28 protein-coding genes are annotated in these 24,983 nt (G+C 72.8%); 12 read left to right on the top strand and 16 right to left on the bottom strand.

The window, feature by feature from the left end:
* The first annotated feature begins 48 nt into the window (after nucleotides 1-48).
* Nucleotides 49-354, top strand: coding sequence for a hypothetical protein (locus tag ACP6CK_RS11880; RefSeq protein ID WP_426959157.1), 306 nt, complete (start codon nucleotides 49-51; stop codon nucleotides 352-354).
* 6 nt (nucleotides 355-360) lie between these two features.
* Here the strand turns inward: ACP6CK_RS11880 and ACP6CK_RS11875 are convergent, their stop codons facing one another.
* Together ACP6CK_RS11875 and ACP6CK_RS11870 are read right to left on the bottom strand one after the other, a co-directional pair.
* Nucleotides 361-750 (bottom strand): thioredoxin family protein, encoded by a 390-nt coding sequence (locus ACP6CK_RS11875; RefSeq protein ID WP_426959156.1) that lies wholly within the window; start codon nucleotides 748-750, stop codon nucleotides 361-363.
* 31 nt (nucleotides 751-781) lie between these two features.
* Nucleotides 782-1,660: a YihY/virulence factor BrkB family protein gene (locus tag ACP6CK_RS11870; RefSeq protein ID WP_426959155.1), complete on the bottom strand. Its 879-nt coding sequence runs from the start codon at nucleotides 1,658-1,660 to the stop codon at nucleotides 782-784.
* A 183-nt stretch (nucleotides 1,661-1,843) separates the two neighbouring features.
* Here ACP6CK_RS11870 and ACP6CK_RS11865 point away from each other — a divergent pair, with 183 nt between their 5' ends.
* On the top strand, nucleotides 1,844-3,868 hold the full coding sequence (locus ACP6CK_RS11865) for an AsmA family protein (RefSeq protein WP_426959154.1): 2,025 nt from the start codon (nucleotides 1,844-1,846) through the stop codon (nucleotides 3,866-3,868).
* 51 nt (nucleotides 3,869-3,919) lie between these two features.
* On the opposite strand, the gene ACP6CK_RS11860 is transcribed toward ACP6CK_RS11865, so the two are convergent.
* Nucleotides 3,920-4,129 carry a hypothetical protein gene (locus ACP6CK_RS11860; RefSeq protein ID WP_426959153.1) on the bottom strand — a complete coding sequence of 70 codons (210 nt, stop codon included), beginning with the start codon at nucleotides 4,127-4,129 and terminating at the stop codon, nucleotides 3,920-3,922.
* 175 nt (nucleotides 4,130-4,304) lie between these two features.
* Here ACP6CK_RS11860 and ACP6CK_RS11855 point away from each other — a divergent pair, with 175 nt between their 5' ends.
* The 3 genes from ACP6CK_RS11855 (at nucleotide 4,305) to ACP6CK_RS11845 (ending at nucleotide 5,906) form a co-directional block, all read left to right on the top strand.
* Nucleotides 4,305-4,985, top strand: coding sequence for an alpha/beta hydrolase (locus ACP6CK_RS11855; RefSeq protein ID WP_426959152.1), 681 nt, complete (start codon nucleotides 4,305-4,307; stop codon nucleotides 4,983-4,985).
* A 107-nt stretch (nucleotides 4,986-5,092) separates the two neighbouring features.
* Nucleotides 5,093-5,251, top strand: coding sequence for a hypothetical protein (locus ACP6CK_RS11850; RefSeq protein ID WP_426959151.1), 159 nt, complete (start codon nucleotides 5,093-5,095; stop codon nucleotides 5,249-5,251).
* Between the two features lie 52 nt (nucleotides 5,252-5,303).
* Nucleotides 5,304-5,906 carry a flavin reductase family protein gene (locus ACP6CK_RS11845; RefSeq protein WP_426959150.1) on the top strand — a complete coding sequence of 201 codons (603 nt, stop codon included), beginning with the start codon at nucleotides 5,304-5,306 and terminating at the stop codon, nucleotides 5,904-5,906.
* Nucleotides 5,907-5,912: 6 nt separating this feature from the next.
* On the opposite strand, the gene ACP6CK_RS11840 is transcribed toward ACP6CK_RS11845, so the two are convergent.
* The 5 genes from ACP6CK_RS11840 to ACP6CK_RS11820 are packed head-to-tail and all read right to left on the bottom strand — an operon-like array spanning nucleotide 5,913 to nucleotide 11,879.
* Nucleotides 5,913-6,377: a GNAT family N-acetyltransferase gene (locus ACP6CK_RS11840; protein ID WP_426959149.1), complete on the bottom strand. Its 465-nt coding sequence runs from the start codon at nucleotides 6,375-6,377 to the stop codon at nucleotides 5,913-5,915.
* Complete coding sequence (locus ACP6CK_RS11835; RefSeq protein ID WP_426959147.1) at nucleotides 6,374-7,087, bottom strand: TSUP family transporter; 714 nt, start codon at nucleotides 7,085-7,087, stop codon at nucleotides 6,374-6,376. Before ACP6CK_RS11835 ends, ACP6CK_RS11840 begins: the two co-directional genes overlap by 4 nt.
* A gap of 10 nt (nucleotides 7,088-7,097) precedes the next feature.
* Nucleotides 7,098-8,534: a metalloprotease TldD gene (gene tldD / locus ACP6CK_RS11830; RefSeq protein WP_426959145.1), complete on the bottom strand. Its 1,437-nt coding sequence runs from the start codon at nucleotides 8,532-8,534 to the stop codon at nucleotides 7,098-7,100.
* Entirely contained in the window at nucleotides 8,527-10,788 is a 2,262-nt protein-coding gene (locus tag ACP6CK_RS11825) for a PAS-domain containing protein (protein WP_426959144.1), read from the bottom strand. Before ACP6CK_RS11825 ends, tldD begins: the two co-directional genes overlap by 8 nt.
* Nucleotides 10,785-11,879, bottom strand: coding sequence for a COX15/CtaA family protein (locus ACP6CK_RS11820; RefSeq protein ID WP_426959143.1), 1,095 nt, complete (start codon nucleotides 11,877-11,879; stop codon nucleotides 10,785-10,787). The genes ACP6CK_RS11825 and ACP6CK_RS11820 overlap by 4 nt, the downstream gene beginning before the upstream one ends.
* 201 nt (nucleotides 11,880-12,080) lie before the next feature.
* On the opposite strand from ACP6CK_RS11820, the gene ACP6CK_RS11815 reads away from it, so the two are divergent.
* Complete coding sequence (locus tag ACP6CK_RS11815; protein WP_426959142.1) at nucleotides 12,081-12,884, top strand: glycosyltransferase family 2 protein; 804 nt, start codon at nucleotides 12,081-12,083, stop codon at nucleotides 12,882-12,884.
* Nucleotides 12,884-13,600, top strand: a complete 717-nt coding sequence (locus ACP6CK_RS11810) for a TVP38/TMEM64 family protein (RefSeq protein WP_426959141.1) — start codon at nucleotides 12,884-12,886, stop codon at nucleotides 13,598-13,600. Before ACP6CK_RS11815 ends, ACP6CK_RS11810 begins: the two co-directional genes overlap by 1 nt.
* A 17-nt stretch (nucleotides 13,601-13,617) precedes the next feature.
* On the opposite strand, the gene ACP6CK_RS11805 is transcribed toward ACP6CK_RS11810, so the two are convergent.
* Nucleotides 13,618-14,250: a hypothetical protein gene (locus ACP6CK_RS11805; RefSeq protein ID WP_426959140.1), complete on the bottom strand. Its 633-nt coding sequence runs from the start codon at nucleotides 14,248-14,250 to the stop codon at nucleotides 13,618-13,620.
* Nucleotides 14,251-14,369: 119 nt separating this feature from the next.
* On the opposite strand from ACP6CK_RS11805, the gene ACP6CK_RS11800 reads away from it, so the two are divergent.
* From ACP6CK_RS11800 to ACP6CK_RS11790, 3 genes are all read left to right on the top strand, one after another.
* On the top strand, nucleotides 14,370-14,795 hold the full coding sequence (locus ACP6CK_RS11800; RefSeq protein WP_426959139.1) for a hypothetical protein: 426 nt from the start codon (nucleotides 14,370-14,372) through the stop codon (nucleotides 14,793-14,795).
* Nucleotides 14,795-15,625 carry an aldo/keto reductase gene (locus ACP6CK_RS11795; protein ID WP_426959138.1) on the top strand — a complete coding sequence of 277 codons (831 nt, stop codon included), beginning with the start codon at nucleotides 14,795-14,797 and terminating at the stop codon, nucleotides 15,623-15,625. The genes ACP6CK_RS11800 and ACP6CK_RS11795 overlap by 1 nt, the downstream gene beginning before the upstream one ends.
* A 113-nt stretch (nucleotides 15,626-15,738) precedes the next feature.
* Nucleotides 15,739-16,605 carry a dienelactone hydrolase family protein gene (locus ACP6CK_RS11790; RefSeq protein WP_426959136.1) on the top strand — a complete coding sequence of 289 codons (867 nt, stop codon included), beginning with the start codon at nucleotides 15,739-15,741 and terminating at the stop codon, nucleotides 16,603-16,605.
* A gap of 78 nt (nucleotides 16,606-16,683) precedes the next feature.
* Here ACP6CK_RS11790 and ACP6CK_RS11785 read toward each other — a convergent pair whose 3' ends face one another.
* Nucleotides 16,684-17,658: a Bug family tripartite tricarboxylate transporter substrate binding protein gene (locus ACP6CK_RS11785; RefSeq protein WP_426959134.1), complete on the bottom strand. Its 975-nt coding sequence runs from the start codon at nucleotides 17,656-17,658 to the stop codon at nucleotides 16,684-16,686.
* A gap of 104 nt (nucleotides 17,659-17,762) precedes the next feature.
* On the opposite strand from ACP6CK_RS11785, the gene ACP6CK_RS11780 reads away from it, so the two are divergent.
* Complete coding sequence (locus tag ACP6CK_RS11780; protein WP_426959132.1) at nucleotides 17,763-18,749, top strand: ABC transporter substrate-binding protein; 987 nt, start codon at nucleotides 17,763-17,765, stop codon at nucleotides 18,747-18,749.
* Nucleotides 18,750-18,752: 3 nt separating this feature from the next.
* On the opposite strand, the gene ACP6CK_RS11775 is transcribed toward ACP6CK_RS11780, so the two are convergent.
* Both ACP6CK_RS11775 and ACP6CK_RS11770 read right to left on the bottom strand, forming a co-directional pair.
* A complete protein-coding gene (locus ACP6CK_RS11775) occupies nucleotides 18,753-19,700 on the bottom strand; it encodes a 2-hydroxyacid dehydrogenase (RefSeq protein ID WP_426959130.1) in 948 nt (315 codons plus the stop codon).
* Nucleotides 19,701-19,749: 49 nt separating this feature from the next.
* On the bottom strand, nucleotides 19,750-21,192 hold the full coding sequence (locus ACP6CK_RS11770; RefSeq protein ID WP_426959128.1) for a GTPase: 1,443 nt from the start codon (nucleotides 21,190-21,192) through the stop codon (nucleotides 19,750-19,752).
* A 19-nt stretch (nucleotides 21,193-21,211) separates the two neighbouring features.
* On the opposite strand from ACP6CK_RS11770, the gene ACP6CK_RS11765 reads away from it, so the two are divergent.
* A complete protein-coding gene (locus tag ACP6CK_RS11765; protein ID WP_426959127.1) occupies nucleotides 21,212-21,937 on the top strand; it encodes a hypothetical protein in 726 nt (241 codons plus the stop codon).
* On the opposite strand, the gene ACP6CK_RS11760 is transcribed toward ACP6CK_RS11765, so the two are convergent.
* From ACP6CK_RS11760 to ACP6CK_RS11745, 4 genes are all read right to left on the bottom strand, one after another.
* Nucleotides 21,927-22,250 carry a DUF1330 domain-containing protein gene (locus tag ACP6CK_RS11760; RefSeq protein ID WP_426959126.1) on the bottom strand — a complete coding sequence of 108 codons (324 nt, stop codon included), beginning with the start codon at nucleotides 22,248-22,250 and terminating at the stop codon, nucleotides 21,927-21,929. The two genes, ACP6CK_RS11765 and ACP6CK_RS11760, sit on opposite strands and share 11 nt — an antisense overlap.
* 64 nt (nucleotides 22,251-22,314) lie before the next feature.
* Nucleotides 22,315-22,974 (bottom strand): GTPase, encoded by a 660-nt coding sequence (locus tag ACP6CK_RS11755; RefSeq protein WP_426959125.1) that lies wholly within the window; start codon nucleotides 22,972-22,974, stop codon nucleotides 22,315-22,317.
* 7 nt (nucleotides 22,975-22,981) lie between these two features.
* A complete protein-coding gene (locus tag ACP6CK_RS11750) occupies nucleotides 22,982-24,391 on the bottom strand; it encodes a TRAP transporter large permease (protein ID WP_426959124.1) in 1,410 nt (469 codons plus the stop codon).
* Between the two features lie 32 nt (nucleotides 24,392-24,423).
* Nucleotides 24,424-24,972: a TRAP transporter small permease subunit gene (locus tag ACP6CK_RS11745; RefSeq protein ID WP_426959123.1), complete on the bottom strand. Its 549-nt coding sequence runs from the start codon at nucleotides 24,970-24,972 to the stop codon at nucleotides 24,424-24,426.
* Nucleotides 24,973-24,983: the final 11 nt, after the last annotated feature.

Below are 24,983 nucleotides of genomic sequence, written 5' to 3'. Positions count from 1 at the left end.
GCGTCCGCGGCAAGAAGTGGTTAACCGGTTCGGCTGCCTTCTCGGGCCATGCGTGCGCTCCTGCTTCTCCCCTTCCTGCTCGCCCCGCCCGCGCTGGCGCAGGTGGAGGCAATTCCTGCCTGCAACGCGGTGCGGGAGGGGGCGCTGGCCTGCATGGCCGGCCGGGCCTGTCGCTGCCACTTCGAGCGGGGCGGGTCCGTTGCCGGGCGGCCGGACGGTTATCGCTGGGATTGCGGCGCCCTGCGGCCCGACTGCGGCGTCCCCCCGGCCGATCTGACCCCGGGGGAGCGGCCGCCGACAGTCATCATGCCGTCCGTCCCGCTCGGCATGCCGGGCTGGCGGGACCCGCCCTGAACCCCCTCAGGCCGGGGCGGCGGCGCCGCGGGCGATCTCCCGCTCCACGGCCGCGCAGAACTCGTCCGATCCCGGCCAGCCGGTGATGCGCCCGATCCGGCGGCTGCCGCGGAACAGGAAGAAGGCCGGGACGCCGTGCAGCCCGAAGCGCGTCGCCATGTCGGCGTCGTCGTAGACGTTCGTGTGCATCCAGCGCAGCTCGGGCCAGCGAAAGCGGTCCGGGGCGAGGAGGATGGCACGCTTCGCCACGTCGCAGTTCGGGCAGTTCATGCCCCAGAGGAAGAGCATGACGAGGGGCGGCGCATCGGGCTCGGCCAGGGCGCCGTCCAGCGTCGTGGCGCGGATCGGGCGCATTGGGAAGCGGAAGAAGAAGTCGGGGACGGCGGTTCCGGCCATGCCCCGAAGATAGGACGGCTTCGCGCCGCCGTCAGGGCGCGTCGGCGCCGACCTGGAGACGGCGCGCCTGGATCGCGGCGCGCCACCCGCCCTCCCGCATGGCCCAGGCGCGGGTGAACTCGGCACCGAGCAGGAAGACCTGGGCGGAGTAGTAGACCCAGAGGAGCACGACCACGAGCGCGCCGGCCGCGCCGTAGGAGGTGCCGGAGGTCGCGATGTACCAGCTGATCAGCGTCTTCCCGATCGTGAAGAGGAAGGCGGTGATCGCCGCCCCCACGCCGACGTCGCGCCAGGTGAGGTGCCGGTCCGGCAGGATCTTGTAGATCGCGGCGAAGAGCGCGGTGACCATCCCGAAGGAGACGAGGAAGTTCACGAGCTTCAGCAGGATCTCGATCGCCGGGATGAAGCCGGTGAGCCATCCGCCGAAGGCCTCGAGCGCCGCGCTGACCATCAGGGACACGAGGAGGAGGAAGCCGGTGGCGGCGACGAGGCCGATGGAGAGCGCCCGCGCGCGCACGAGGGCGCCGGGGGAGAAGGGCTTCGCCTCGGCCTGCCAGATCACGTTCAGCGCCGTCTGCAGCTCCGCGAAGACGCCCGAGGCGGTGATGAGGAGAAAGGTGATGCTGACGAGGGCCGCGAAGCCCTTCGTCTCGCTGTTGGCGGCCCCCTTCACCATCGCCTCGACCGCCGCGCCGCCCTCCCGGCCCACGAGGCCGGAGACCTGCTGGCTGACGGCGCCGCTGACCATGTCCTGGCCGAAGAAATAGCCGGCGATGGCAATCGAGACGACGAGAAGCGGCGTGATGGAGAAGAGGGTGTAGCAGGCGATCGCGGCGCCGCGCGTCATCGCCTCGTGCTCCATGAAGCCGTTCGCCGCGTCCTTGATCAACGCCCAGGCCGTCCCGAGCATCCTGTCGTCCCCGTGCCGCCGTTCGCCAGCGCAACGGGCATGCCGGGGGCGGGTTGCCGCCGGCCAGGGCTCCTTTGTCCGCCGGCAGCCGCTCACGACACTGCGAAGCGGGACCCCGCTTTCGGCCAGACCCCGGGTGACGTGATACTTCAAGGCGTTTCGGTCGGTGCGCGGGAGGGGGCCATGGCGGAGCGACGGGTGCCCCGCTGGCTGGTCTGGGCCGGCATTCCCGTGGTGGCGATCGGCCTCGTCGTGGCCTTCTGGAACTGGGACTGGTTCGTCCCGATGGTGGAGCGGCGCGCCTCCGCGGTGCTCGGGCGCCCGGTCCACATCGCGCATCTCCATGTGAGCCTCGGGCGGATCACCACGGTCTCGGCCGACCGTGTGCGGATCGACAATCCCGACGGATTCGAGGCGCCGGCCCCCTTCGCCGAGGCGGAGCGCCTGACCGCCCAGGTCGATGTGATGGCCTACTGGCAGCGGAATGAGATCATCCTGCCGCTGGTCGAGGTGCAGCGCCCGGTGCTCCAGGTGATCGCGCGGGAGGATGGGGGCAACAATTACAGCTTCGATCCCGTCCAGCCCGCCGGGGAAGGGGACGCGCCCGCGGAGTCCCGGCCGATGGCCGCGCCGCAGATCCGGGTGTTGCGGATCGCGGACGGCAACGCGCGCGTGGTCATCCCGAATCTCCGTGCCGACTTCAACCTCAAGGTCGCGACCCGCGACGAGAGCGGGCCGGAACCCCGCGTCGCGGTGGAGGCGATCGGCACCTATGCCGGGCAGCGCATCACGGGCACTGCACTCGGCGGCGCCCTCCTCGCCTTGCAGGAGACGGGGCGGCCCTGGCCCGTCGAGATGCAGCTCGCCAACGGGCCCACGCGCGCAACCCTGCGCGGGACGCTGAGCAACCCCCTGCAACTGGCGGGGGCCGATGTGCGGCTGGAATTGCGCGGGCCCGACATGGCGCTGTTGCAGCCCCTGACGGGCGTGACCATCCCGAAGACGCCGAACTACGTGGTGACGGGCCAGCTCGACTACGCGGAGGGGCGGGTGCGCTTCCGCGACTTCCAGGGCCGCGTCGGCCAGTCCGACCTGACCGGCACCGTCACCGTCACCCGGCAGGACAAGCCCGACGTGGTGGCGGAGCTCTATTCCAGCCGCGTGGACCTGGCCGACCTCGGCGGCCTCCTCGGGGAGGAGCCGCCGCGGCGCCCCGCCCCCGTGCAGACGGCGCGGCAGCGGCAGGAGCAGGCGCGGAACCAGGCGCGGACCCGGGTGGTGCCGGACGAGCCCTTCAACCTTCCGAGGCTCGACGCGGCCAATCTCCGCCTCTCCTATAGGGCCGACAGTGTCGTCGGTCGCAACACCCCCTTCGACGGCCTGCGGGCGGAGATGGACGTGCGGGACGGGGTGGTGACGCTTCGCCCGCTCGCCCTGCGCGTCGGGCGGGGACAGATCGAGGGCAACATCCAGCTCACACCGCAGGACAACGACCAGCTGCACGCCGTGGCGGACGCCCAGTTCCAGCGGCTGGACGTGTCGCGGCTGATGCAGGCGACCCAGGCTTCCGACGGACCGGGTATCCTTGGCGGCCGCGCGCGCCTCGACGGCACCGGGGCTTCCTTCGCCGCCATCCTGGCGAACGGGACTGGCGGGCTGACGCTCACGACGATGGGGAACGGCACGCTCTCCACCCTGCTGGCGGATCTGGCGGGGCCGCGGCTGGGGAATGCGGTGGTCTCGGCGCTCGGCATTCCCGGGCGGACCGCGGTGGGGTGCTTCCTCGGCGACTTCGCGCTGGAGCGGGGGACGCTGACCAGCCGGGTTCTGGTGCTGGAGACGGCCGAGGTGCTGATGCTCGGGGCCGGCGCGATCGACCTGGGGCGGGAGCGGATCGGCCTCCGGCTGCGCAGCCATGCGAAGGACCCTGCGGCCACCGCGCAGCCGTCCTCCCTCCTGGTGGACGGCACCTTCCGCAATCCGAACGTGGCGCCGGAGCTGGACGAGACGCTCGCGCGCGGCGGCGCCGCGGGCGGACTGGCGGCACTGGTCGCCCCGCTCACCGCGCTGCTGCCCAGCATCCAGCTCGGCATCGGGGAGGATGACCGCTGCGAGCGGATGCTGCGCGGCGGCGGGACCGCGGCGCCGGCACGTCGTGCGGCACCCTCCGCGCAACGGAGCCGGCAGGAGGCGCAGGGCGGGCGCTAGGACATCGCGGAGGCCGGATCCGCGACGCCCGGGCAAGACGGGCGAGCGCGCTCAGGCGCCGCGCTTCTCCGGCCCCGTGGTCTCGGCCTGCCCTTGCGGATGGTCGGGGCGCGATGTGTCGCTGTCGCCGCGTCCGCCGAGTTCCTCGAGCTTCCGCTTGATCTTCAGATCCTCGGCGGTCAGTGGCGGCGGGTATTTCGGCGCCACGCCCGGCGGCACGGAATCGCCGGGGTCGTGACCGATGTCGTCGCGCTTGTTCATGGCGGTGCTGCCTCCAAGATGAACGCCCGCGGAGAGCGTCCGCGGGACGGGCGCGGTTGCGTCGTCGTCCGAGGCCGGCCTTCGCCGCTGACCATTCGCTCGGGAGGGAGCTCATGCCCGCTGGTCCACCCTGCCCGGCCGGGTCCGTCGTCATGGCCTGGCATCGTTGGGGCGCATGACGCCGCACGAGGCGGCCGGACGGGGACGGTTGCTGGCGCGGCCGGGCGAGGGACACGCGAATGAGGTCCTTGCACCGGGCGTTTATCTTCTCGCGCCAGGGGGCGGCCGCGACGGGCTTCTGATCGTGCCGGAAGCCCCGCCCGACGCCATCCTGCCGCTGGTGGTCATGCTCCATGGCGCCGGCGGTGACGCCGCCGGCACGCACCGGCTGATCGAGCAGGCCGCTGCCGGCATGCTCGTGCTTCTTCCCGAAAGCCGCGGCCGGACCTGGGACGTGATCTCGGGCGGCTTCGGCCCCGATGTCGCCCGCCTGGACAGCGCTCTGCGCGACGTGTTCCGGCGCTGCCGCGTCGATCCGCGGCGGCTGGCCGTGGCCGGCTTCTCGGACGGCGCCTCCTATGCGCTCACGCTCGGGCTCGGCAATGGCGACCTCTTCACGCACATCCTCGCCTTCTCGCCCGGCTTCGCCGCCCCCGGCGCGCCGGTGGGCCGGCCCGCGATCTTCGTGTCGCACGGCGTCGAGGACCGCGTGCTGCCGATCGACCGGTGCAGCCGACGGCTCGTGCCCCCGCTTCGCCGCGCCGGCTACGAGGTGACCTATCGCGAGTTCGCCGGAGGCCATGTCGTGCCGCTGGACCTGGCAGCCGAAGCGCTGGCGACCGTGCTGGGCGCCTGAGCGGAACGGGGGTGGTCCAGGCGTCTCCGGCTGATCCGCTCCTCCACCATGTCCTTCATCGACCGTGCCGCGTTGCTCCGCTGCGTACCGCGGAGAAAGGATCGTCGATGTTCGAATCGCCGATGACCTGGGTGATCGTCCTGGGGCTGGTCGTCGCGGGCCTCGTCCTGTTCCAGCGACTGGAGTTTCTCAGCGTCTTCGCGCGGCGGCGCCGGCCGCCCGGCGGCGAGGCGCGCCCACCCGGCGATCCTCCCGCGCGCGACTGAGCATCGCGGCGCACGGTTCCCGGGCGGGCTGCCCGGCGCTATCCCTGGCGGGATGTTCTATGAACCCCGCCTCGGCCACGGCCTTCCGCACGACCCGATCAAGGCGATCATCGCCCCGCGCCCGATCGGATGGATCTCGACGCTCGACACGCAGGGGCGGGCGAACCTCGCGCCCTACAGCTACTTCAACATGATCGGGAACCACCCGCCGCTGGTCTGCTTCGGCAGCGAGGGGCTGAAGCACAGCGCCGCGAATGCCCGCGCGACCGGCGAGTTCGTGTGCAGCCTCACCACCCGGCCGCTCTTCGACGCGATGAACGCCTCGTCAGGCGACCAGGCGGAAGGGATCAGCGAGTTCGAGGCCGCGGGGATCGAGACCGCCCCGTGCCTGCGGGTCCGCCCGCCCCGCGTCGCCGCCAGCCCCGCCGCGCTGGAGTGCCGCGTGGTGCAGAGCGTGGCGCTGCCCGACGCGGAGGGCCGCCCGACCGGCAACATCCTGACCATCGGCGAGGTGGTGGGCGTGCATATCGACCCGCGCGTCCTCCGGGACGGGCGCTTTGACACGGTGCTGGCGGAGACGATCGCGCGCTGCGGCTACCGCGACTACGCGCAGGTGACGGAGATGTTCGCGGCGGCGCGGCCGACGGATCGCTAGGCGCGGTCAGTTGCCTAGCCGGTCCTCCAGCAGCTTGTGCATGTAGACGCGGCGGAACCCGTTTACCTCCCGGTGCTCCGTCTCGGTGAAGCCGTACCGCGCGTAGATCGCCCTGTTGCGCGTCATGCGCTCGTTCGTGAGCAGGCCGAGCTTGCGGTAGCCGCGACGCCGCGCCTCGGCCTCGCAGAAGGCGAGCAGCACCTGTCCGACGCCCTGGCCGTTCAGTGCCGGGTCCACCGCCAGATTGTCGATCCAGAGATGATCACCGTGATCCTCGATGACGGCGAGCGCGACAATGGCGCCGTTCCGCTCCAGCACATAGGCCTGTCCGGCCGCGACGCGGGCGGCGAAGTCGTCATCCATCGGCGCGGGGCGGCGGCCGAGGATCGGGACGTAGTGGGCGTAGGCCCGCTCCGTCAGCGCGGCGATCGCCTCGACTTCCTCCGGCCGCGCGGGGCGGAGCGCGCTCATTCCGCCACCACGAGGGCGAGGCCGCTGGTCGCGGCAAGGAGCAGGATCGCCGCGCGCAGCCGCGGCCCGTGCAGCCAGCGCCGGGCCGGGCCGGACAGCAGGGCGCCGATCGCGAGGCCGGGGAGCAGCGCCGACGCCATCCAGAGGTCGCCAAGCGCGATCCGCCCCGCCGGAAGTGCGGCGAGCAGGATCGTGCCGTAGGCGATGAGCCAGAAGAGGCCGAGGAAGCCGCGCACGGCCTGTGCGTTCAGCCCGGCCACAGCCAGCCCCATCAACGGTCCGTGCACGCCCGCGAATCCTCCCATCACGCCGGAGACGAGCGCGGCGGCGCCGAGCGTCGGCGCCGTGGGCCGCAGCGGCGGGGCCGCGAGGGACAGCGCCACCGCGACGAGGATCACGATGCCATAGCCTCGGCGCGACGCCCATTCCGGCCAGAGCACGGCCAGCGCCATGCCGGCGAGGGTTCCCGCCACGACGCCCGTGACCGAAGGCGCCAGCATCCCCCGCGGCACCGATCCCGCGTCCGCCCGCCACTGGCCGAAGAGCAGCACCATCCCCGCCGCCGCGAAGGGCACAGGGACCAGGCGCGGGTCCACCGCCAGCAGCAGGGCCGCGCCCACCAGCCCGAAGCCGATCCCGGCCGAGAGCTGGACGACGGTTGCCGCCACCATCGCGAGGTTGGCGAGGACGATCCCGCCGAGCGACGTCACGGGATCTGCGTCAGACCGCAGTCCCGCCGATCGTCAGCCCCGTCATCTTCAGCGTCGGCTGGCCGACGCCCACCGGCACGCCCTGACCCTGCTTGCCGCAGGTGCCGATGCCCGGATCGAGCGACAGGTCGTTGCCGATCATCGTCACCTGCGTCAGGGCGGAGGGGCCGTCGCCGATGAGGGTCGCGCCCTTCACCGGCGCGCCGATCCGGCCGTCCTCGATGATGTAGCCCTCGCTCAGGGAGAAGACGAACTTGCCGTTCGTGATGTCGACCTGCCCGCCGCCGAAGTTCACCGCGTAGATTCCCCTCTTCACGGAACGGAGGATCTCCTGGGGGTCGTCCGTGCCGCCGAGCATCACCGTGTTCGTCATGCGCGGCATCGGCGTGTGCGCATAACTCTGGCGCCGCCCGTTGCCGGTGGGGGACACGCCCATGAGCCGGGCGTTCTGCCGGTCCTGGATGAAGCCCGTGAGGATGCCGTCCTCGATCATGACGGTGCGGCCGGAGGGGGTGCCCTCGTCGTCCACGGTCAGCGATCCGCGGCGGTCGGGAATGGTGCCGTCATCCACCACCGTCACGCCCCGGGATGCCACGCGCTGGCCCATCAGCCCGGCGAAGGCGGAGGTGCCCTTGCGGTTGAAGTCGCCCTCCAGCCCGTGGCCGATCGCCTCGTGCAGTAGGATGCCCGGCCAGCCCGGGCCGAGCACCACCTCCATCTCCCCGGCGGGGGTGGGCACGCTGTCGAGGTTCAGCACGGCCTGGCGCAGCGCCTCGTCCACCGCGCCCTTCCAGGAGGATTCGGCCAGCAGGCGGTCATAGCCGAAGCGGCCGCCGATGCCGGTGCCGCCGGTCTCCCGGCGCCCGTTCGATTCCACCACGACCGAGACATTCAGCCGCACCAGCGGGCGCAGGTCCGCCACCTCCCGCCCGTCGGCGCGCAGGATGCGGACGGCCTGCCATTCACCGACCAGCGAGGCCATCACCTGCACCACGCGCGGATCGCGGCCGCGGGCATAGGCGTCCATCTCGGCGAGCAGCGCGGCCTTGGCGGGGAAGTCCACCCCGTGCAGCGGGTTGGCCGGGCTGTAGAGGCGGGCATTCGTCGGGCGCGGCGGCTCCGACACGCTGGCGGAGGCGCCGCCGGGCAGGGCGCGCACCGCCTCCGCCGCGCGGGCGAGCGCGGGCTCCGACACCTCTCCCGCATGGGCATAGGCGGCCGCGGGGCCGCGCACGGACCGCAGCCCGAAGCCGCGCTGCGTGTCGAAGGAGGCGGAGCGGATGCGCCCGTCCTCGAGGCTCGTCATCTCGCTCTCCCGGTATTCGAGGAAGAGCTCGCCATCCTCCGATCCCGCCAGGGCGTCCGATGTCAGGCGCATCGCCGCTCCGGGATCCAGCTCCCGGAAGAACAGCCGGGCGGTGGCCTCCAGCGCCGTCTCGTCACTCATGGGCAGACCTTTCCTTCACGGCCTCCTTCGAGGCCACCGGCATCTCCAGCCGCGCGGTGGTGCCCGCGCCCGGCGCGCTCTCCAGCGTCAGCGCCATTCCCATCGACTCCGCCGCGGCGCGGGCGAGGTAGAGGCCGAGGCCCGAACCGGGATAGCGCCGGGACAGCCCGCTCTCGAGCTGCACGAAAGCCTCGAAGGCGCGGGGGATGCTTTCCGGGGCCATGCCGATGCCGGTGTCCGTCACCCGCACCTTCGTCACCCCTTCCCCTCCCTTCGGCGCCTCCGCCGCGAGCAGCACGCGGCCGCCGGAGGGCGTGAACTTGATCGCGTTGGAGAGCAGCGCGTCCAGCACCCGCTGAAGCCGCGCCGGCTCTCCCCTGAGATGGGGAAGCCGGCGCGGGATGTCCATGTCGAGCGCGATCCCGAGCTCGTCGGCCGCCGGCGCGACCGTCGCGGCCGCGGCCCGCAGCACCGGCGCTGGGTCGAAGAGGGTGCCGCCGGCGGAGAGCAGCCCCGCCTCGATTCGCGACGCCTCCAGGATGCCGTCGACGAGGCCCAGCAGCTGCCGCCCCGCCTCCAGCACCTCAGCCGCGTGGGCCCGCATCACCTCAGCGCGCGTCTCCTCCCGGATCGCCTCGGAGAAGCCGATGACGGCGTGCAGCGGCGTCCGCAGCTCGTGCGTCATGGTGGCCAGGAAGCGGGTCTTGGCGCGCGAGGCCGCCTCGGCGGCGTCGCGCGCCGCCTCCAGCTCGGAGCGGATGCGCCGCTCCTCCGTGACGTCGCGATAGGTGCGGATGAAGCCGCCATCCGGCGTCGGGTCGGTCCGCACCTCCAGCAGCGTGCCGTCCGGTCGGCGGCGGATGTAGCGCTCCCGATGGATGGCCATCGGGCGGGAGGCGATGAAGGCCTGCCGCTCCTCCTCCGTCGTGCCGAATTCCGGGCCCAGCAGCTGGCGGCCGCGCAGGTCCAGCAGGTGCTGGCCGGGGGCCATCTCCTCCGGCGTCAGGCCGATCATGCGGGCGGCGAGCGCGTTGGACGCGATGAGCATCCCCGCCGGGTCGAACAGCGCGATGCCGTCCGGCTGGTTCTCGAGCATGTTCCGCAGGGTCTCGGCGCGGCGACGGGCCTCCTCCTCCGCCCGGTGGCGGGCGGTGATGTCGGTCATGACCGTGACGTGGCCGCCATTCGGCAGTCGGGCGACGCGGATCGAGAGCACGGTGCCGTTGGGGCGCGTCCGGATCCGGTCGTTCGCGATCGGCTGGCGGAAGTTCGCCAGCGCCGCGCGCACGGCCTCCGGGGTCTCGCCCCCGTACTCGCCCTCCGCGATGCGGCGCGCGGTGATCTCGTCATGGCTCTCGCCGATGCGGACCTCGCTCCCCGCCATGATCCGCTGATAGGCCGCGTTCACCATCGTCACGCGCCCGTCCGGGCCGTAGACGCAGACGCCGTGGGGGATGGCGGAGAGCACGCCGTTCAGCAGCGCCGCCCGTTCCCGCGCCTCCGCCTCGGCGCGGCGGACGGCCGTGATGTCGCTGACCTCCACGAGGTGCCCGCCCTCGGGGAAGGGGCGGATGCGGCCCCAGAGGACCGTGCCGTCGGGACGCGTGCGCGTGGTGTCGCGGGGGCCGTCGAGCCGGGTCCGGGGCAGGCCCAGCAATTCCTCGTGGCTGAGGGTGCTGAGCTGGCCGACGGCCTCCAGCAGCGCGTAGACCTCGGCCAGCGTCATGCCGAGCTGCAGCGCCGAGGACGGTGCGCCGATCAGCGCGCGGTAGGCCGGGTTGAAGTAACGCAGGCGGCTGTGGTGGTCGTACTCGGCGACCCCGCCGGCGAGGCCTTCCAGGATCGATTCCAGCAGGGCGGCGCGGGTGGCCGCCTCGGAATCCGAGCGGTGCGCCTGCGTCACGTCCACTGAGAGGCCGATGCTGCCGCCCTCGGGCAGGGGATGGCTCGTCAGCTCGTGCCAACGGCCGGCGTTGTTGCGCGTCAGGTGCCGCCGGGGGCGGGAGCGGTCGAGCCGGGCGATGGTGGCGATGCGGCGGTTCGGGTCGCCGGGGCCGTAATGCCCGGAGGCCGCGAGGCAGGCGACGACCTCCGCGATCGGCGTGCCGGGCGGGAGCGGATCCACTCCGGCCTGGCGCCAGAGCGCGGGGTTCGCGTAGGCGAGCCGGCCCTCCGCGTCGTAGATCGAGACCCCGGCCGCCAACGCGTCCAGCGCGGACCGGAACGGCGCGGGCGGGGAGGCGGGATCGCTCAAGGGCGGCGGGCCGGATCGGGCGGGCGCGGGCCGCGCAGGGCGTGCAGCATCAGCAGCGCCGCCGCGAGCACGCCGACCGCAACCGTCTGGTGCATCGTGCCGAGCGCGGCCGGCACGCGATGGAGCAGCGTGAGCACGCCGAGGCCGTACTGGACCGCGACCGCCGCCCCGAAGAGCAGGACCGCGCCCCGCGCCCCGCCGCGCGGCAGACGCCGCCAGGCGAGGACGACGAGGGTGCCGACCGCTGCCGCCGTGAGCGTGGCCAGCAGGCGGTGGTTGAACTGCACCGCCGCCACGTTCTCGATCAGGTTGCGCCAGACGGGGGACAGGGCGGCGTAGCCCTCCGGCACCAGCCGTCCATCCATCAGCGGGAAGGTGTTGAAGTCGAGGCCGGCGCGGATGCCCGCCACGAAGCCGCCCGCCAGCATGGCCAGCACCGCCAGCCCCGCCGAGGCATGGGCCAGCGGCCGCAGTCGCGCGGCCTCCGGCGGCGCATCGCGGTTCGGACGCAGCAGGCCGAGCGCGGTCCAGAGCAGCATCGCGAAGAGCAGCAGCGCGAGGCTGAGGTGGATGACGAGCCGCCAGGGGGAGACGGCGGTCCGGTCCGCCTCGAAGCCAGAGGCGACCATGAACCAGCCGACCGCGCCCTGGAGGCCGCCGAGGATCAGCAGCCCGACCAGCCGGCCGCCGAGTCCCGCGGGGATGCGACCCCGCAGCCAGAACCAGGCGAGCCCGCCCGCATAGGCGAGGCCGATCAGGCGTCCCCAGAAGCGGTGGATCCACTCCAGCCAGAAGATGCCCTTGAAGCCCTCCAGCCCGAAGCCGCGGTTGACCAGCTCGTATTGCGGGATGGTGCGGTAGAGGTCGTAGAGGCGGTTCCACTCCGCGTCGCTCGTCGGCGGCAGGAAGCCGCGGAACGGCGCCCATTCCATGATCGACAGGCCGGAGCCGGTCAGCCGCGTGGCGCCGCCGATCGCCACCATCACCCAGACCATGCCGGCGACGGCCAGCAGCCAGAGCGCGACGGCCTGCCCGCGGCGTTCGGGCGCGGCGACGGTGGGGTGGTAGGGGGCCTGGGCGTCGAAGGGCATGGAGTCCGGATATAGTGTGCCCCGGCTGGCGATGCCCGGGCGTCTCAAGACCGGCAACATGACGCCAGCTTGGGACGGGCGCGAGGTCCGGTCGCTGCTGTTGCGCAGCCGACACAGGGGAGAGCCGCCGCCGAGGGGCGGGGTGATCGAGGGGCCGAGTTCTGGACGCTCCCCCCGGCCCCTGCTACCCCCCGCCGCCGCATGTCCGCCCCGCTTTCACCGCCCGTGCCGGGACGCCCCGAGGGCGCCGGGGGCGGACCGCCCGCCCTCCCGGTCCCCGCGATCTCCGTTGTCGTGCCCGTCCGCAACGAGGCGCCGAACATCGGGCCGCTCGTGGCCGAGATCGGTGCCGCCCTGGCCGGGGTGCCGCACGAGGTCGTCTACGTGGATGACGGCTCCACCGACGGCACGGCGGCGGCGGTGCGCGAGGCGGGAGCCTCGGCGCCGGTCCGGCTGCTCCGGCACGCCGCGTCCTGCGGGCAGTCGGCGGCGATCGTCACGGGCATCCGCGCGGCCCGCGCACCCTGGATCGCGACGCTGGACGGGGACGGGCAGAACGACCCGGCCGACATCCCCCGCCTCTGGGCCCGCGCGCAGGCCGAAGGGGAGGCGGTCATGGTCGCGGGCTGGCGCACCACCCGCAAGGACACCACGACGAAGCGCTGGACGAGCCGGGTCGCGAACCGGGTCCGGGCCCGGCTGCTGGGGGATGCCACGCCCGACACGGGCTGCGGGCTGAAGGTCTTCTCCCGCAGCCTGTTCCTGTCGCTCCCGCATTTCGACCACATGCACCGCTTCCTGCCCGCCCTGGTCATCCGCGGCGGCGGCCGGGTGGTCAGCGAGCCCGTGGGGCACCGCCCGAGGCTGCGGGGCATGTCGAACTACGGCACGCTGGACCGGCTGGCCGTGGGGATCGTGGATCTGCTGGGCGTGATGTGGCTGCAGCGCCGCTGGAAGCGCCCGCGCCTGCTGGAGGACCCGGCCGTGCCGGGGGACGGGCCGTGATGGCGGACACGGCTCCCCGCTCGGCCTCCCCCGCCTGGGTGGCCGCCGGCCGGATGGCGATGCTGGCCGCCGGGCTGGCGCTGGCGGGCTGGATCATCCGCGTCCTCGGCTTCGCGCCGGGCACGGACACCGGCATGGCCTGGGTGGACCACTTCATCCGGGGCCAGGGGCTTTGGGGGGAGGCGATCTTCCTCGCGGTCGGGACGGCGGCCGCGGCGGCGGGGCTGCCCCGGCAGGCGGTGGCCTTCCTCGGCGGCTACGCCTTCGGGGCGCCGCTGGGGGTGGCACTCTCGCTCGTCGCGCAGCTCGTGGGCTGCGCCGTCTCCTTCGGCTGGGCGCGGATGATCGGCCGGGACTGGGCCGCGCGGCGCCTCTCGGGACGATTGGGGCGGCGGCTGCGGCCGCTGCACGACCGGCTGGCGGCGCATCCCTTCTCCTCGACCCTCGCGCTGCGGCTGCTGCCGATCGGGAACAACCTCGCGCTCAACCTGCTCGCGGGTCTGTCCGGGGTGCGGCTGCTGCCCTTCCTCGCGGGTTCGGCCATCGGCTACGTGCCGCAGACCGCGGTCTTCGCCCTGCTGGGCGATGGGGTGGCGGTGGACCGGACGGCGCAGCTCGCGATGGGCGCCGGGCTCTTCGCGGTGTCCGTGGCGCTCGGCTTCCTGCTGCTGCGGCGCGACCCGGCGCGGCGGGATCTGGAGGACGACGCGGCCTGAGGCGCCCGTCCGCGGCGTCAGCGCTCCAGGAGCCGGCGCAGACGGTCCAGGACGTCCCAGAGGTCCAGGCCCGGCCGGGGCGGCGGCGCGGCGAGGCCCTCCGGCACCCGCGCGCGCAGCCGGGCAAGGGCGGCCGGGGTGTCGGAGAGGCGCAGCTCCACCGGCTCGGCCATGGCCTGGTCACGCGGGACAAGAAGCCCGGTGATGCGGATCAGGACCCGGTCCGCCCCCGGCAGTTCCGCCGCGGCCCGCGCCAGGTCCGCCTCCCGCGGCGCGCAGACGAGGGAAACCCCCTCCAGCGCGCAGGGCATGTCGAAGAGGCGGTTCGGCGGGAAGCGGAGTTGGGCGCTGCCCGTCAGCGCCAGCACGCCGCGCGCCGCGCCTTCCAGCGACAGGTCGCGGGCGGTGACCACGGGCACGAGGCGGCGGTTGCGCTCGGTCACCTCCAGTGTCAGGGCCGCCTGGCCCGGCGCGGCGGGCTGCACGGGCTGGCGGTGGAGCATCCGGCAGTCGGTCGCGTCCGTCATCCGGTCGGTGGTGCAGGTGAGGAGCCAGGGGCCGAAGCTGTCGGCCTGGGCCAGGGCGCCGGGGGCCGAGAGGATCGCGCCCGGGGCAGCGAGCAGGAGGAGGATCGCGGCGAGGCGGCTCATGCGCGCCAGGATGCCAGCGGCCCGGACCGGCGGCGCTGCGCGATCGCGTGATGGGCCGTCCCGTTTGCGCCGGCCCTCACCGCTGGCAGATTGCGCGCGGGCGGAGGAGGCCCGGCGCCATGCGACAGAAGCTGAAAGGGCGGTTGCGGCGGGGCCTCGCCGCGGTGCTGCTCGGCCCGCTGGCTGCCGGGCCGGCGCTGGCCGAGGTCACCCCGGTCCAGTTCCAGGCGCCGGGACCGTTGGAGAACTTCATCGGCAACTGGCGCTATCCCGAGGGGTGGTCCTGCCAGGGCGGCCGCTACGGCACCGTGGTGGTGGAGGGCGATGTCATCCGCTTCATCTGGCAGCTCCCGAACGGCCGGCGGAACCTGGCGGAGGAGAAGATCATCGGGATCGAGGGGAACCGCATCATGACCCGCGTGGCGGTGGATGTCGGCAGCCGCAACAACGAGACCGGGGACCGCTTCGTCTACACGGTGAACCCGGATTCCTGGACCTCCATGAACCTGCGGACCGGTGCGCTGAAGACGCACCGGCGCTGCTGATGCGAACCGTCCGACTGCCCGACGGGACCGAGGTTCCGGCGCTGGGACAGGGCACCTGGCACATGGGGGAGCGCGGGTCCGACCGGCGCGCGGAGGCGGCGGCGCTGCGGCTGGGCCTCGACCTCGGCATGACGCTGGTCGACACGGCGGAGATGTACGCCGACGGCGGCGCGGAGGAGGTGGTGCGGGAGGCGATCGCGGGGCGGCGGAACGACGCCTTCCTCGTCAGCAAGGTCTATCCGCACAACGCGTCCCGCGCGCGAATGGCCCGGTCCTGCGAGGCGAGCCTGCGGCGGATGGGGGTGGAGAGCATGGACCTCTACCTCCTGCACTGGAGCGGCAGCGTGCCGATTGCGGAGACGGTCGAGGCCTTCGAGCGGCTGCACGAGGCGGGGAAGATCCGGCGCTGGGGCGTGTCCAACCTGGACGTGGACGAGCTGGAGGAGCTGGGTGCGGCGCTGCCGGACTGCGCGGTGGACCAGGTGCTCTACAACCTGGATGCGCGCGGCCCGGAGTTCGACCTGATCCCCTTCTGCCGGGATCGCGGGATGCCGGTCATGGCCTATTCGCCGGTGGGGCAGGGCGGGGCTCTGCTGCGGAACGCGGCGCTGCGGCAGGTAGCGGAGCGTCATGGCGCGACGCCGGCGCAGGTGGCACTGGCCTTCACCCTGCGCGGAGAGGGGATCATCGCCATCCCAAAGGCGGCCGATCCCGCGCATGTCCGTCAGAACGCGTCGGCGGCGGAGATCGTGCTGACGGAGGACGACATGCGCGAACTGGACGCCACCTTCCCGCCGCCGAAGCGGAAGCGCTCCCTCGCGATGCTGTAGGGGCGGGGAAGTGCGTCCACCGACCCTCTCCCCCACTCAGCGGCTTGCAGTGGCCGGATGGGAGGGTGCCCATTTGCACGGGCATCGTTGGCAAGCCGCTGCGGAGGGGAGCCATGGTTGACCAGCAGACCATCGGTGCCCTGGACCGGAACGGGAGGGGCCGCCGCCCGTCCCGCAGGGCTGGCCTGCTGGCGGCATTGCTGCTGCTCTGTGCGTTGCCCGCGGCCGCGCAATCCTTGCGGATCAGGGCCGATTCCCTGGGCCTTCCCGGTGAGAGCGCCACGTCGGAACTGCACCTGCCCTCGGGTGCCGGGCCTCACCCCGCGGTGGTCCTTTTGCACGGGTGCTCGGGCGTCACGCCGACCGTCCGCCGATGGGCGGCGTGGCTGGCGCAGTGGGGCTATGCCGCGCTGGTGCTCGACAGCTTCACGCCGCGTGGCGTGGACAACGTCTGCGGCGAAGCCGGCCGGGTGGCGCCCGGGACCCGCACGGACGCGGCGGCCCGCGTGCCTCCCCGGATCCGGGCCGGGGACGCCTTCGCCGCGGCGGCGTATCTGCGGACCCGACCTGATATCCAGCCGGGGCGGATCGCGGCCGTCGGGTTCTCGCATGGCGGCTCGACCGGGCTGGTCGTCGCCCTGCGCAGCACGGTTGCCCGCCTGGCAGCACAACCCTTCTCGGCGGTCGTCGCCTTCTATCCCTGGTGCCCGCTGGCGGGACCACCGATCGCCAGTCCGGTGCTGATCCTGATCGGCGACGCGGATGACTGGACGCCGGCCGAGCGGTGTCAGCAGCGCCAAGCCGACTGGCGGCCGGAGGACGGGAGCACCGCGCTGCATGTCTATCCCGGCGCGACTCATGCCTTCGATTCGCCGGCACGGGAGCGGGTCTATTTCGGCCATCGCATTCGCCACGACGCGGAGGCGACGACCGACGCGGCAAGGAGGCTGCGCGAATTCCTGGAGGCGGCGCGGCCTTAGCGTGACCGGCGCGCCCTGCGGCGTGAGGTCTTCGATAAGGCCATGGCGGGATTCGAGCGGTGGTCGCCCGGTCGTTCGCTAATCCGCGGTGATGTTCGCGCGGCGCACCAGCCCGCGGAAGCGCTCCATCTCCGTGGCGATGAGGGTGCCGAAGGCCTCCGGCGTGCGCGGGGCGGGGTCGGCGCCCTCGGTCGCGAAGCGTTCCTTCAGTTCGGGGCCGGCGACGACGGCGTTGATGGCGGTGTTCATCGTCGCGACCAGTTCGGGCGGCGTGCCGGCGGGCGCGACGAGGCCGTGCCACTGGACGAGCTCGAAGCCCGCCGGCCCGCCCTCGGCCACGGGAACGAGGCCGGGGAGGGATGCGGAGGGCGCGGCGGAGGACAGGCCGAGGGCGGTGAGCTTGCCGTCCCGCGCGGCCGGCATGACCACGGGCGCGCCGGCAAAGGCCGCCTTCAACCGCCCGGCCAGCAGGTCCGCCAGCATCGGTCCGTTGCCGCGATAGGGGACGTGGACGAGATTGATCCCCGCCGCATCCGCGAAGGCCGCCATGGTGATGTGGGAGGCGGAGCCGTTGCCGGCGCTGCCGTACTCGATGGAGCCGGGCTGCGCCTTGGCGAGGGCGATGAACTCCGCCGCCGTGCGCGCGGGCAGGGAGGGGTGGATGCTCAGCACGCTCGGCAACGTGGCGACGAGGGCGACGGGCGCGAAGTCCCGCACGGGGTCGTAGGTGATCTGCGGGTAGAGCCAGGGATTCACGGCGAGCGTGCCGATATGGCCCCAGAGCAGCGTGTGCCCGTCCTTCGGCGCCCGCGCGACGGAGGTGGCGCCCACCACGCCGCCCGCGCCGCCGCGGTTCTCGACCACCACGGCGGCGCCGCTGAGCGCGATCGAGAGGCGCTGCGCGAGGGGGCGCGCCAGGAGGTCGTTGGAGCCGCCGGGCGGGAAGGGGACGACGATCGTGATGGGCCGCTGCGGCCAGGCGCCCTGGGCGCGGAGGAGGGACGGCGTGGCCAGCGCGGCGGCGGAGCCCAGCAGGACGTGTCGGCGCAGCATCGATCGGGTCTCCGGACGTTCCGTCGGCACTGTGTCGGAGGAGGGATCGCCGCGGCAAGGGAGGCGCCGCATGATGCGGCGCCCTGACGGACGAGCGATGGCGCATGACGACCCTGACCCTGGCCTGTGGCGCCTATGACCGCGCGCGCCCGATCCTGAACGGGCGGGTGCAGGTGGAGGGCGCGACGATCGTGCCGGTTCCGCTGGCGTCGGAGCAGAGTTTTCCGCGCGCGGTGAGCCGGGCGGAGTTCGACGTGAGCGAGCTGTCGCTGAGCAGCCATCTGCTGCAGGTGTCGCGCGGGCAGGCGTCCTACGTGGCGCTGCCGATCTTCATCTCCCGCGCCTTCCGGCACGGCGCGATCTACCTGCGGGCGGGGGCCGGGATCGCCTCGCCGCGCGATCTGGAAGGGCGGCTGGTCGGCATTCCCGAATACCAGATGACGCTCGGCCTCTGGGTGCGAGGCATCCTGGCGGATGATCACGGCGTGGACGTGAACGCGATCCGGTATCGCACGGCCGGGACGAACAAGGCGGGGCGAAAGGAACGGCTGCCGCTGGAACTGCCCGATGACATGGACGTGGCGCCGCTGGCAGAGGGCGACACGCTGAACGCGGCGCTGCTGCGCGGCGAGCTGGACGCGATCTTCTCGCCCACGCCGCCCGACGCCTTCGCGACGGGCGATCCGCGCGTCATCAGGCTGTTTCCCGACACGAAGGCGGCGGAGATCGCCTTCCACCGCCGCACGGGATTCCATCCGATCATGCATGTGATCGGGGTGCGGGCGGAGATCCTGGCGCGCGACACGGGCCTTGGCCGCCGGTTGCTCGATGCGTTCGAGGCGGCGAAGCGGATCGCGATCGCGGAGATGGATGCGATGACACGGGCCTCTGCACCACCGCTGATGCTGCCCTGGCACGCCGAGGCCTGGGCGGAGACCCGCGCCGAGCTGGGCGACGATCCCTGGCCCTACGGCATCGACGCGAACCGCGTGGAGCTGGAGGCGATCCTGCGCTGGTCGCACGACCAGCACCTGTCCAGGCGGCGCCTCACCATCGAGGAGGTCTTCGACCCCGGCACGCTGGAGAGCTGAACGCTAGTCCTCCACCAGCCCCGGCGGGCGGCGGCCGGCGAAGTGGGCGGCGACGTTGTCCAGCATCATCCGGGCCTGGGCCACGTGGGAATACTGGGTGTTGGCGCCGAGATGCGGGGTGAGCACGACGTTGTCGAGCGCCTTCAGGCGATCCGGCACCTCCGGCTCATTCTCGAACACGTCCAGCGCCGCACCGGCGATGCTGCGGGCCTCCAGCGCGTCGCAGAGCGCGCTCGTGTCCACGGCGATGCCGCGGGAGATGTTCACGAGGTGCCCCGTGTGGCCGAGGGCGCGCAGCACCTCGGCGTTCACGGAATACTTGTTCTCCGCCCCCGCGCGCACGGCGACGACCAGCACGTCGGACCATTCGGCCAGGGCGAGGAGGTTGTCGAAATAGGCGTAGGGCACGTCATCGCGGCGGCGACGGTTGTGGTAGCCGATCTCCACCTCGAAAGGCGCGGCGCGGGCGGCGACCCGGGTGCCGATGGCGCCCAGCCCGTAGATTCCCAGGCGCTTGCCCGCCAGGCCGGGCATGATCGGCATCCGCTCCACCGCGTTGCCCTTCCAGCGGCCGGCGCGGACGTAGCGGTCGCCCGCCGCGATCAGACGCGTGGTCGCGAGGACGAGGCCCATCGCCATCTCCGCGACGATCGGCGCGTTGGCGTCGCCCGCATTCGAGAGCCGGATGCCGCGTCTCGCGAGGGCCGGCCGGTCCACCGCGTCGTAGCCCGTGCCCCAGACCGAGACGAGCTCCAGCGCCGGCAGGGCCGAGATGAGGGCCTCGGTCGTCTTCAGGCTGCCCATCGTCACCATCGCCCGCGCCCGCTCCGCGCCCGGCGGCAGGGCGTCCGGCGTGGGCGACGCCATGGGGCCGAGGAGGTCGTACTCCTCCCGCAGCCGGTCCGCGCCGATGGCGGGCAGGCGGGGAACCATCAGGACGGTGGGCTTCACAGGGCTACTCCGAGGATGGGCGGCAGTATGGGGGGCGGGACGCCGCCCGCTACCCCTTGATGCGGAAGCGGCCGAGGAACTCCACCACCTCCTGCAGGGTGGGCGGCCGTTCCAGCACGGCCCAGCGGTCCTTCAGGAAGGAGAGATAAGCCTGGCCGAGGCCGAGGGTCAGGCCATAGGCCACCGCCGCGTTCACCGCGCCGCCCGCGACCGTGCCGACGCCGGGAATGAGCTTCAGCAGGTTGCCCACCGCCCGCGCGGCGATGCGCCCGCCCACCCCGGCGGCGGCCGGGCCCAGCAGAGCGGCGGCGACGGATTTGATCGGCATCTGCTCGGCGGGGGTGCCCATGCGGATGGTGACGTCCACGATCATCTTCGCCTGCATCCCGAAGAGCAGGGCAGCGTCCGCGAAGGGCAGGGGGGTGGCGGCGACGGCGGCGGCGGCGGCGGCATGGGCGGCGACGGCGGCCTCCGCCTCCGCGATCTTCGGGGCCAGCGCCACGAGGTTGGCGGCCGCGGCGGCGGCCCGCCGGCCCTCCGGCAGGGCGGCGACGGTCGCCTCCACCAGCTCCTCCAGCCCCTGCTTCTCCACCTTCGCGCCATTGGCGAAGAGGCGGGGGGCGGCGACGACGCGCAGCACCGCCCGGGCCTCCGGGATCAGCTCGCGGACCGCGTCGGAGAGGCGGTCCTCCCCCCAGGACTTGGTCAGCACGACGATGACCGGCACGCCCTGCTCGGCCAGCAGCTTCGCGAGATCCTGGTCGGCCGGCTCCACCCGCTCCCCGGCGGAGTCGATGCAGAGCCAGGCGAGGTGGAGCCGCTCCTCCTCGTCCACGAGGGAGGCGAGGCGGGTCAGCTCCGATTCGATGACCGCCCGCGTCTCGCGATAGGCGCCGGGCTCCAGGCCGCGCGTGTCCGCCAGGTGAAGCGGCGCGCAGGGGTGGTGGTACCAGGTCACAGCGGTGGTGACCGCGTCGCCCTCCCCGGCCTCGGCCACCACGCGGCCGAAGACGGCGTTGACCAGGGTGCTCTTGCCCGCCCCGGACCGGCCGGCGAGCAGCACGTTGGCCCGGCGCATCCCGCGCAGCCGTTCCTCCACACCGGGGACGATGCTCACCGCCTCGTCCAGCAGGGTGGCGCCGCGGCCGAGCAGCCGGCCGAGCCAGCTTCCCCGCGGCCGCGGCGGGCGGGCAAAGCCGCGGGCGACCGGCGCCGGGTCGCCCAGGGCCGAGAGCTTCTTCACCCGCAGCGCCGTCAGCAGGGCGTGCAGGGCCGGTGGCGCGCCCGACCCCTCGACCAGCAGGGGGCGCAGGGCGGCCCCGATCGTCATCGGGTCCTCGGTCGGCTCCAGCCCGGCGGCGGCGGCCACGTCCCGCCGCTCCCGCTTCGTGCAGAGGAGCAGGAGGGGCAGCGGATCGCCGCCCATGACGGCGTCCCGGGCATAGTCGAGCGCGAGGGCGATCGGGTCGGGATTGACGGGGCGGACCGGCATCGCGCGAAATCTGCCCCCCATGCCCGCCCCCGTCCATTCCGACCCGCGCGGCCTCGGCGGCCCCGCCCCCCAGGGAGACGATTCCTCCCTCATCGCCGCCCTCCTGGCCGGGAGCGAGGCGGACCTCGCGGCCGAGCTGGAGCCGGCGGTGGAGGCCTTCATCGGCAATGCCGTCTTCCGCTACGTCGCGTCCGAGGCGCTGGTGGCGATCTGCGTCACCGCGATCTTCTTCTTCCTCGCCTTCATCGCCCCCTACCTGCCGAATCTCGGCTGGGCGCTGGCGGGGGCGGCGGCCGTGCTGCTCTGGTACCTGTTCCACTTCGCCCAGGGGATCGTTTCCTCCTGGCCGCTGGCGCGGGCGCTGTTCCTGCTGCGGGGCGCGCCGGTCTTCCGCTTCGCGCTCTTCGTCCTCGCGCGCCACGCGATCACGCTGCTGGAGGCGAAGATCACCGACATCGGCCGCGCCGCCTCCTTCGTGCCGCGCTTCGCCATCCGGGCGGCGCGGACCTTCTACCAGGACGACCGGGACCGGGTGGCCCTGGCCCTGGCGGACGCGCTGACCGGGCCGGTGCGGCGGGAGCTGCTCTGGACGGCGGCGCTCGGTCTCCTGCCGATGCTGGTGGTGATGTTCGGCTTCCGCTCCGCCCTGATGTGGAAGGCCGGGCTCTACGGGGTGGCGCACATGGCGTGGTGGGAGCTGCTGCTCCTGCCCTTCCGCGGCGGGGTGCCGAGCTTCACCCCGTGAGGATGTCCGTCGCCCGGTGATCGTCCGGCACGCCCTCGATCAGAAAGGCGACGCCGCGGGCGTTGTTCGTGCGCAGCGGCAGGATGGCGCGATAGGCGGGCGAATCGTACCAGCCGCGCGCCCGGTCCATGTCGGGGAAGGCGATGACGATCAGGTCGCCGGCGGGCGTTCCCTCCAGCGCCTGGATCGGGCCGCCATGAATGATGAAGCGGCCCCCGAACGGGGCGAGGGTGGCGTCGATCCCCTGGAGGTAGGCGACGATCTCCGGGCCCATGGAGACGTCATGAAGCTGGCCGACGGCGTAGGCGGTCACGGGTTTCTCCGGCGATGCTGACCCGGTGACCCTGACCGGCGCGCATCCGGGATTCCATGACCTCTCAGGTCATGGACGGCCAGCGCCGGGCGCCATCCGGCAGAAAGGGGAGGGAGGCGTCGCGCAGCGCGTCCAGCCCGTGCGGGGCGATCAGCTCCGTGCCATCCCCGGCCCGCGTCGTGCACGTGTTCACGGGAAGCACCGGGACATCCGGCATGGCGGCCGCGATGCGGGCGCGGAGGCGAGCGTGATGCTCCTCCCCCGGCTCGGCGTGGGTGAGGACGACGAGGGCGGGGATGCCGGCCCCGCGCAGGGCGGCGGCGACGGCGCCCAGCGTGCCCTCCCCCGCGAAGGCGCGGGCGGATTCCGCGTTGACGACGAGCCAGACCAGGTGAGGACGGACCTCGGCGTCGAGGCCGGTCAGCGCCGCTTCCAGCCGGGCGACCTGCTCGGCGCTGTCCGCCACCTCCAGCCCGCGCGTGTCGCCGAAGGCGACGGGGTGGCCATCCGAGGTGTGCCAGGTGGTGCCGGCCGTCACCGGGGCGCCGGAGCCTGCCCCGGCCGTATCGGCGCCGAGGAAGGCGTTCACGAGGGTGCTCTTGCCCGCCCCGGTCGGGCCGATCAGCAGGATCCGGCCGCGCTCCGCCGCCCAGCCCGGGGCGCGGATCGTCTCCCGCCAGCGGCCCAGGAGACGGCGGACCGCACCCAGGGCCGCGCCGAACACCCCGCCCTCAGCGGAAGACGACGGGCGGCGGTTCGTCGTCGGTGTCGGGCATCGGCACCTCGATCCGGACGGTGGAGGGGTCCACGCCCGTGCCCTTGTCCAGCCAGTAGGTCACGCTCTCCGGCCAGGCGATGACGACGCCCACCAGCAGCACCTGCAGCAGCAGCCAGGGCACCGCGCCCCAGTAGATGTCGCGGGACAGCACGGTCTTCGGCGCGATCCCCCGCAGGTAGAAGAGCGCGAAGCCGAAGGGCGGGTGCATGAAGGAGGTCTGGAGGTTGATGCAGAGCAGCACGCCGAACCAGACGAGGTCGATGCCCATCTTCGCCGCGACGGGCGTCAGCAGCGGGATGATGATGAAGGCGATCTCGAAGAAGTCGAGGAAGAAGGCGAGGAAGAAGACGAAGATGTTGACGAAGACGAGGAAGCCGACCTGACCGCCGGGCAGGTGGGAGAGGAGGTGCTCCAGCCACAGGCCGCCATCCACGCCCTGGAAGACGAGGGAGAAGACCGTGGCGCCGAGGAGGATGAAGATCACCATCGCGGTGATCCGCATCGTGTTCTCCATCGCTTCCCGCAGGAGCTTCCAGGAGTAGCGACCGTTGATCATGGCCAGCACGACCGCGCCGACGGCGCCCATGGCGCCCGCCTCGGTCGGGGTCGCGAGGCCGAGGAAGATGGTGCCGAGCACGAGGAAGATGAGCACGATGGACGGCACCATGCCCTTGGCCACGCGCCAGATCAGCGGCCAGCCGCGGGTGCCCAGCGCCTCGTCCGGCAGGGGCGGGACCTTGTGGGGGGCGAAGATCGCGACGCCGGCGATGAAGCCGATGAAGAGCAGGACCTGCAGGATGGAGGGCCCGATGGCGCCCGCATACATGTCGCCCACCGACTTGCCGAGCTGGTCGCCGAGCACGATCAGCACGAGGGAGGGCGGGATGAGCTGGGTGATGGTGCCGGAGGCCGCGATCACGCCCGTCGCGATCCGCATGTCGTAGCCGTACTTGATCATGATGGGCAGCGAGATCATGCCCATGGCGATGACCGAGGCCGCGACCGTGCCCGTGATGGCGCCGAGCACCGCGCCGACGAGGATGACCGCGAAGGCGAGCCCGCCCGGCACCTTGCCGAAAAGCTGCCCCGTTCCTTCCAGCAGGTCCTCCGCGAGGCCGCATCGTTCGAGGATGGCGCCCATCAGCGTGAAGAAGGGGATGGAGAGCAGCAGGTCGTTCGACAGGATGCCGAAGATCCGCAGCGGCAGGTTGTAGAGGAAGGCGGGCGTGAAGAAGCCCAGCTCCAGCGAGATGAAGCCGAAGAACAGCCCCACCGCCGCCAGGGAGAATGCGACGGGGAAGCCGATCAGCAGGAACAGCACCAGGCCGCCGAACATCAGCGGCGGCATCATCTCTTCGGTCATCGTGGCGGCGTCCGGCCCGAGTTCTGGTTCACTTACTGAAGCGGCCGCTCATAGGTGACGACCGCCTCGCTCTCCGGCTTCTCGCCGATCAGCAGCGCGACGCGCTTGATCAGCTCCGACAGGCCCTGAAAGAAGATGAGGAAGAAGCCGAGCGGCAGGAGGATCTTCACGGGCCAGCGGAGCAGCCCGCCCGCGTTCTGCGAGGTCTCGCCCCGGAGGAAGCTGTCCACGAAGAAGGGCCAGGTCATCCAAGCGAGCAGCCCCATGGCCGGCAGCAGGAAGACGACGATGCCGAGCACGTCGATCCAGAGACGCGTCCGCTCCCCCACCGAGCCGTAGACGATGTCCACCCGCACGTGCTCGTTCCGGAAGAGGGTGTAGGAGGCGCCGAGCATCACCATCCCGGCAAAGAGGTACCACTGCACCTCCAGCCAGGCGTTGGAGGAGTAGGAGATGCCGTAGCGGACGAAGGCGTTGCCCGCGCTGATCACGCAGGCGAACAGCGTCATCCAGTCCGCGGCCTTGCCGAAGACCGCGTTGATGCTGTCCACCACGCGCGAGAAGGCGAGCAACGGCTTCATGGCACCTGATC

Origin of the sequence: Muricoccus radiodurans, from assembly GCF_050154705.1 — a bacterium.
In the GTDB taxonomy this organism is placed as follows: domain Bacteria; phylum Pseudomonadota; class Alphaproteobacteria; order Acetobacterales; family Acetobacteraceae; genus Roseomonas; species Roseomonas radiodurans.
This window is presented reverse-complemented; position numbering and strand designations above follow the sequence as displayed.

Bases quoted from the DNA above. Each gene is read 5' to 3' on its own strand.
- ACP6CK_RS11880 (WP_426959157.1), top strand. From the start codon at position 49: ATGCGTGCGCTCCTGCTTCTCCCCTTCCTGCTCGCCCCGCCCGCGCTG.
- ACP6CK_RS11875 (WP_426959156.1), bottom strand. From the start codon at position 750: ATGGCCGGAACCGCCGTCCCCGACTTCTTCTTCCGCTTCCCAATGCGC.
- ACP6CK_RS11870 (WP_426959155.1), bottom strand. From the start codon at position 1,660: ATGCTCGGGACGGCCTGGGCGTTGATCAAGGACGCGGCGAACGGCTTC.
- ACP6CK_RS11865 (WP_426959154.1), top strand. From the start codon at position 1,844: ATGGCGGAGCGACGGGTGCCCCGCTGGCTGGTCTGGGCCGGCATTCCC.
- ACP6CK_RS11860 (WP_426959153.1), bottom strand. From the start codon at position 4,129: ATGAACAAGCGCGACGACATCGGTCACGACCCCGGCGATTCCGTGCCG.
- ACP6CK_RS11855 (WP_426959152.1), top strand. From the start codon at position 4,305: ATGACGCCGCACGAGGCGGCCGGACGGGGACGGTTGCTGGCGCGGCCG.
- ACP6CK_RS11850 (WP_426959151.1), top strand. From the start codon at position 5,093: ATGTTCGAATCGCCGATGACCTGGGTGATCGTCCTGGGGCTGGTCGTC.
- ACP6CK_RS11845 (WP_426959150.1), top strand. From the start codon at position 5,304: ATGTTCTATGAACCCCGCCTCGGCCACGGCCTTCCGCACGACCCGATC.
- ACP6CK_RS11840 (WP_426959149.1), bottom strand. From the start codon at position 6,377: ATGAGCGCGCTCCGCCCCGCGCGGCCGGAGGAAGTCGAGGCGATCGCC.
- tldD (WP_426959145.1), bottom strand. From the start codon at position 8,534: ATGAGTGACGAGACGGCGCTGGAGGCCACCGCCCGGCTGTTCTTCCGG.
- ACP6CK_RS11820 (WP_426959143.1), bottom strand. From the start codon at position 11,879: ATGCCCTTCGACGCCCAGGCCCCCTACCACCCCACCGTCGCCGCGCCC.
- ACP6CK_RS11815 (WP_426959142.1), top strand. From the start codon at position 12,081: ATGTCCGCCCCGCTTTCACCGCCCGTGCCGGGACGCCCCGAGGGCGCC.
- ACP6CK_RS11810 (WP_426959141.1), top strand. From the start codon at position 12,884: ATGGCGGACACGGCTCCCCGCTCGGCCTCCCCCGCCTGGGTGGCCGCC.
- ACP6CK_RS11805 (WP_426959140.1), bottom strand. From the start codon at position 14,250: ATGAGCCGCCTCGCCGCGATCCTCCTCCTGCTCGCTGCCCCGGGCGCG.
- ACP6CK_RS11800 (WP_426959139.1), top strand. From the start codon at position 14,370: ATGCGACAGAAGCTGAAAGGGCGGTTGCGGCGGGGCCTCGCCGCGGTG.
- ACP6CK_RS11795 (WP_426959138.1), top strand. From the start codon at position 14,795: ATGCGAACCGTCCGACTGCCCGACGGGACCGAGGTTCCGGCGCTGGGA.
- ACP6CK_RS11790 (WP_426959136.1), top strand. From the start codon at position 15,739: ATGGTTGACCAGCAGACCATCGGTGCCCTGGACCGGAACGGGAGGGGC.
- ACP6CK_RS11785 (WP_426959134.1), bottom strand. From the start codon at position 17,658: ATGCTGCGCCGACACGTCCTGCTGGGCTCCGCCGCCGCGCTGGCCACG.
- ACP6CK_RS11780 (WP_426959132.1), top strand. From the start codon at position 17,763: ATGACGACCCTGACCCTGGCCTGTGGCGCCTATGACCGCGCGCGCCCG.
- ACP6CK_RS11770 (WP_426959128.1), bottom strand. From the start codon at position 21,192: ATGCCGGTCCGCCCCGTCAATCCCGACCCGATCGCCCTCGCGCTCGAC.
- ACP6CK_RS11765 (WP_426959127.1), top strand. From the start codon at position 21,212: ATGCCCGCCCCCGTCCATTCCGACCCGCGCGGCCTCGGCGGCCCCGCC.
- ACP6CK_RS11750 (WP_426959124.1), bottom strand. From the start codon at position 24,391: ATGACCGAAGAGATGATGCCGCCGCTGATGTTCGGCGGCCTGGTGCTG.
- ACP6CK_RS11745 (WP_426959123.1), bottom strand. From the start codon at position 24,972: ATGAAGCCGTTGCTCGCCTTCTCGCGCGTGGTGGACAGCATCAACGCG.